Annotated in this window: 3 protein-coding genes and 1 pseudogene; all 4 read right to left on the reverse strand. The window is 57.8% G+C overall.

Going from position 1 to position 5,086, the window contains the following annotated elements; translation table 11 throughout:
- A pseudogene (locus L0H65_RS14210) lies at positions 1 to 615 on the reverse strand (ABC transporter permease); the annotation flags it as partial.
- 100 nt (positions 616 to 715) lie between these two features.
- Entirely contained in the window at positions 716 to 2,755 is a 2,040-nt protein-coding gene (locus L0H65_RS14215; protein WP_301459706.1) for an ABC transporter substrate-binding protein, read from the reverse strand.
- A gap of 262 nt (positions 2,756 to 3,017) precedes the next feature.
- Complete coding sequence (locus L0H65_RS14220; RefSeq protein ID WP_301459707.1) at positions 3,018 to 4,538, reverse strand: sulfatase-like hydrolase/transferase; 1,521 nt, start codon at positions 4,536 to 4,538, stop codon at positions 3,018 to 3,020.
- Between the two features lie 129 nt (positions 4,539 to 4,667).
- Positions 4,668 to 5,086: universal stress protein (locus L0H65_RS14225; RefSeq protein WP_301459708.1), on the reverse strand; the 419-nt coding region annotated here is incomplete at its 5' end.

The raw sequence follows: 5,086 nt of genomic DNA on the forward strand, positions 1-5,086 counted from the left end.
GGACCAGCCGAGAATGAAGATCGGCAACCAGGCCCGCGACAGGAAATCGCCGAATTTAGCCCAGGACCAGGCAGCGTCTCGATATTCTTTGGAAAATAACCCCGTCATGCTGTCGCCGAAATAGACGGTTGAGATCAGCATGATGATGAGGGCCAAAAGGAAGTTGGGCAGCGCAAGCCCAAGGTAGCTGACAAAACGCAGGGAGTTGTTGGCCACCGCACTGTCGGAACTGGCGGAAAGGATGCCTATGGGGACAGCAATCGAATAGGACAGGATCAACGCAGACAGACAAATTCCCAGCGAAATCCAGAACTTGTCAGCCAGCAACTGATTGATGTTCAACCGCAGGATGCAGCTTTCGCCAAACTCGCCATGCACAAACACGTTGTAGACCCAAGACCCCCAGCGCACCGCAAAAGGTCGGTCAAGGCCAAGCCTGCGTTTTTCCATCTCGATATCAGCAATGGAGATTTGTGAACCTGAGGTGTTCTTGAACGCCAGATACCGTTCCGCGCAAGTTCCGGGGACCAATTCCATCAATGTAAAGACAATCAAAGAAACGGTAAGCAAGGTGACAAGGGCCATGAAGGCACGAGTCAATGCGAATTGGATCATAGGAAGCGTCCTGCAAGGTTAAGCTGCGGCGTCCGTGTCGAGGGGATAACTGGCCGTGGCGGGCAAAATGCGCGCCACGACCGATTGAGGGTATCAGACCTCAGTTCTTGATGTACCACTGCGAGGCGCGGTACGGATAGGTCCGGTAGTATTCATAGGACGCCGTCTTGAACTCCGGCACGTTGCCAAGGCGGTTGCTGAAGTAGAGCGGGCTTGGCGTGATGGCCGTGCCGATGAACAGCATGTTCGACACCATGTTTTCAACCAGACGGTTCGCGGTTTCCTTGAACTTGTCGGTTCCCGAAGGCGTGGATTGCAGCAGGTCGATATCCGCCATCATCTGCTTGACGTAATCCGGCGGCTCCACCCCGCTGGCGCCTTTGCTGTCAACCCATTCGGCCCAGAGCATGCCGGTACGATGCGCAAAGTAGTTCTCGAACGGCGGCACCCACAGTTCGTTGTTACCAAGGATGATGCCGACTGGCTGGCCCTTTTCCCATAGCCCGACATCAAGCTGGTTCGCCGATTGCGCGGAGCGATACTCATCCGAGGTCACTTCCTTGACCACAGATTTGATCCCGATATCCGCCCAGTTCTGGCTGACGAGTTCGACAACCTGTCCTGCAATGCCCTGGGTCGCAAATTGCAGGTTCAGCACCAGCGGATCGCCGTTCGGCAAATCCCGGAATCCGTCGCCATCCTTGTCGACAACGCCCAATTGATCCAGCGCCGCCTTTGCCGCATCGGGATCATACTTGGTCTCAAAGTCTTTCCACTTTGGATCAATATAGGCCGGAAGCGGCGAGAAGCCGGTATACTGCTGAATGGTGCCCTGCCCGAAATAGGCGGTTTCGTTCATCGCATCGCGGTTGATCGCGGTTGACATCGCCTTGCGGAAATTGACATCGCCAAAGATCTTGCGCTTTTCAAGATCGGGATGGGTGACGTTGAAGGAGATCGCGTGCATCGAGATGCGCGGCTTCAACTGGATCGTGTACTTGCCCGATTCCTGATTTTCCAATAGCAAAGGCGCATCGGAAAGCTGCATGCTTTGCGCTTTGTAATCCACCTCTCCGTTGACGAATTTCAACAAACGCACCTGTTGGTCGTTAACAAAAACCTCATCCATTTCATTGATATAGGGCAGTTGATGGCCCTCGGTATCAACCTGGTAAAAGTACGGGTTGGCGACGAAATGCCGCCCTTCGGTGGTTTCCTTGACGACGATGAAGCTTTCCAATGTCGGGGCGGCATCGCCCGGCATCTTCGCCACCTTGTCTGGTGAATTCAGCATCGGCGTGCCGGTATCCATCCAGTCGGAGTTGCCGTAATACGCCTTGATCACCGCATAGCCATTCTCAAAGCCCAAGGACTTTGCCAGCTTGTCGGCATCAGGGTTGATCGCGGGATGGAACTGGCCGAGGAAGTGCTTGGGTTGGAAAGCCTGTGCGAAATGGGTCGCGAAATGCGCCAGCAGGCCGGGCTTGGGCGCTGGGAGCTTGAAGATAACGGTTTCATCATCCGGCGCTTCCACGACCATCGGCTGGCCGGCGACGGTCACATAATCCTTGGGCTTTTCGTTGATATTTGTATCAAGCTCCAGATTATCGTACCAGAATTTCACATCCGCCGAGGTGAAGGGTTGACCGTCAGACCATTTCTGCCCTTTGCGCAGTTTGAAGGTCAGTTCGGTATAGTCATCATTCCAGCTCCAGGATTTGGCGACGTTCGGGACGATGGTTTCAAGGTCATCGTCATAGCGCACAAGGTTCACATGGCGCAGTGACATGAAGTCGGAAGTTCCCGCCTCATTCGCCTCTGACATGCCGTCCAGCGTGCCGCCGTAAGTGCCGATCTTGTCGTATGGCACCACCACAAGCGGCTCTGCCGGGATACGGTCAGCCAGCGCAGGCAAGGCCGGGTTGTTGCGGATCTGGGCGTTGAAGCCTTCGATGCCGGGGTTGGCCGACATTTCCATCGTGCAATTGGCTGCCGTCTGGAATTCAGACAGCTCATATTGTTCAGGAAAGGCGCCGGGGGCGACGCCGCCCATATCCGCGACGGTAATGCCGGGACAATTGGCGAAAGCCGCGAATGGCAAAAGAAGCAGCGCACCGCTGCCTAACAAAAATCGTTTCATGTTCTCTCCTGTCGTTGACGTAGATTCGGAAGTTTCTTCCTGTTTTTGTCTTTGTAGCTTTGTGGGAAACAGAGGCTACGGAGCGGCGGCTCCAGGGTATAGGTCCAGTTCCTTTCTCTGGATATGGCCAGTTGTCAGCGTATCCCCCTGCCCGTGCCCACCGCAATTTTCGGCAGGGTCGGCAAGATACCGTGACCGAAGTATGATCTTACGATCAAAAATCCGTCAAGCGTGCTGTTTGGTAAAAATACTGATGAGCCGATCAATTTTGGTGTTTGGCTGCAACTCTTGCGCCGCTCTGCGTGATGGAGGTACGCCCAAAGCGCCCCCCCGCATGGGTCATGCGATGGTCAAGCATGGCGCGCGACATCGCGAGCAGATGGGATTGCTGGTCGCCATCCGCCGCAACATTGCGCGCCTCGCCATCCGAACGGTGATCGAACAGCATTGGCGGCAAGCCCGCGTTGAAATGGACAAGCGTGTGGGTCGGACCGCGCAGGATCGCCAGATTGGCCTGTTCGGGGGACAGCCCCAGGCCGGCTTGCGCGGCGGTTGGCGCGATCGGCTCCCCGAATTCAAGTTCGGAGAAGGTGAATTCCCGCCATTGATCCGGCGTTTCGTTCTCAAGGAACGGCGTCAGATCGCGCCCGTCCATCGTATCCGGCGGCACCCGGCCCAACCAGCGCAGGATCGTCGGTGTAATGTCGATGGATTCCGTCGGCGCATCCACCCGTCGTCCATGGCCTGCCTTTGCCGCCGGGTCACGGATGATCAGCGGGGTATGAAAGGCGGCATCATAAAAGCTCGACTTGCCCCAAAGATGGTGATCGCCCAGCATTTCCCCGTGATCGGCAGTCACAACCAACAGCGTGTCGTCATAAATCCCCGCCGCCTTCAGCGCCGCAATTACCCGCCCGATATGATGATCGACCTCCGCCGCGAGGCCGAAATAGACAGCGCGCAGCGTGGCGATGTTTTCATCTGTCGGTTCCAGATCGGGGAAACCTTCGACCACAGCCGAAATCGGCGTCTTGGCCTGCGCAAACGGCAGGAACGGATGCTGCGCCGCCTCAAACGCCGCATTGCCGATTGTTGTCGGCGCGGGAATATCGCCACGCACCACCAAACGGTTATAGGGTGCGGGCGCGACCAGCGGCGGATGCGGGCGGATATAGGTCAGATGCGCGAACCAGCCGCCGGGCCGCCCCAACAGCCCGCGCAGGAATTGGTCGGTCAGGAATGCGGTGTCGCTGTCCTCGGCGCGGTACAAGGCGGGGCCATCCAGTTCCGTGCCACCGGGGCGGAAAATATCGGGATACTCGGGAACGTCATAGCCTTTGGAAAGCAGATCGGCGCGCCACGGTAGGCTTTTCTCCAGCCGCATCTCCACTTCCTCATGAAAACCCGGCATCACCTCCTCATAACTCGTCAGCGCCGGGTCGCGCGGATCATAGCTGCGCGGATCTTGCGCCGAATCTGTATAGCCGTAAAGCAGCGGCAAATACCCTGCCTTGCGGCTTTCGGTGGCGATGTTCGGCGTATCGTGGGCCAGAGGGGTGCCATTGCGGATGGCGCGATGGTTCATCGCATATTGCCCGGTCAGGATAGAGGCGCGCGACGGCCCGCAGGGGTTCACCACCGAATAATGCCGCTCAAAGCTGACCGCCTCTGCCATCAAAGCGCGCAGATGGGGCAAAGGTGTCACCGCCGCCAATGCGCCGGACAGACAATCCGCGCGAAGCTGGTCGATCACAATCAACAAGACATTGCGTTTGGGCGGCATGGCGCTGGTCTTTCAAGCCGGTACGATATGGCCATGCAATCCAAAGCCGCGTCACAGTTCAACCCCTTTGTGCAGGGCACCGCGCAGCGGCCGATAGAAAAAGCCGCAAAACGACCCCTGCCAAGGCGATCAGCGCACCAACAGCACCGGAACCTTGCAGGAGCGGATCATCTCGGTGGTGGTGGAGCCGATGATCATGCTGCGGATGCGGCTATGGCCATAAGCCCCCATCACCAACAGGTCAAACCCCTGTTCCTCCACCAGTTTGCCAAGCGCGGTTTCAGGCTGACCCGCGACCAGCACGGTTTTTGCCGCGACCCCAAGTGTTTGCAAATGCGCCTGCGCCGCCTCCAGCCGCGCCTCGACTGCCGGGCTGTCGCCAACGGTTACCACCGTCACCTCCAGCGCCGACATGATCGGGCTTTGCGCGATACGTTCCAGCGCGCGCTGTGACGACGCCCCACCATCAAACGCCAGCAAAACCTTCGTGATCGGCGCGAAAGCACGCGCCGCCACCAGAACCGGCACCTTCACCCCGCGCACCACCC

It is taken from the genome of Pseudorhodobacter sp., assembly GCF_030452865.1.
GTDB lineage: Bacteria > Pseudomonadota > Alphaproteobacteria > Rhodobacterales > Rhodobacteraceae > Pseudorhodobacter.

Coding starts and splice junctions, on each gene's coding strand:
- L0H65_RS14215 (WP_301459706.1), bottom strand. CDS start 2,755: ATGAAACGATTTTTGTTAGGCAGCGGTGCGCTGCTTCTTTTGCCATTC.
- L0H65_RS14220 (WP_301459707.1), bottom strand. CDS start 4,538: ATGCCGCCCAAACGCAATGTCTTGTTGATTGTGATCGACCAGCTTCGC.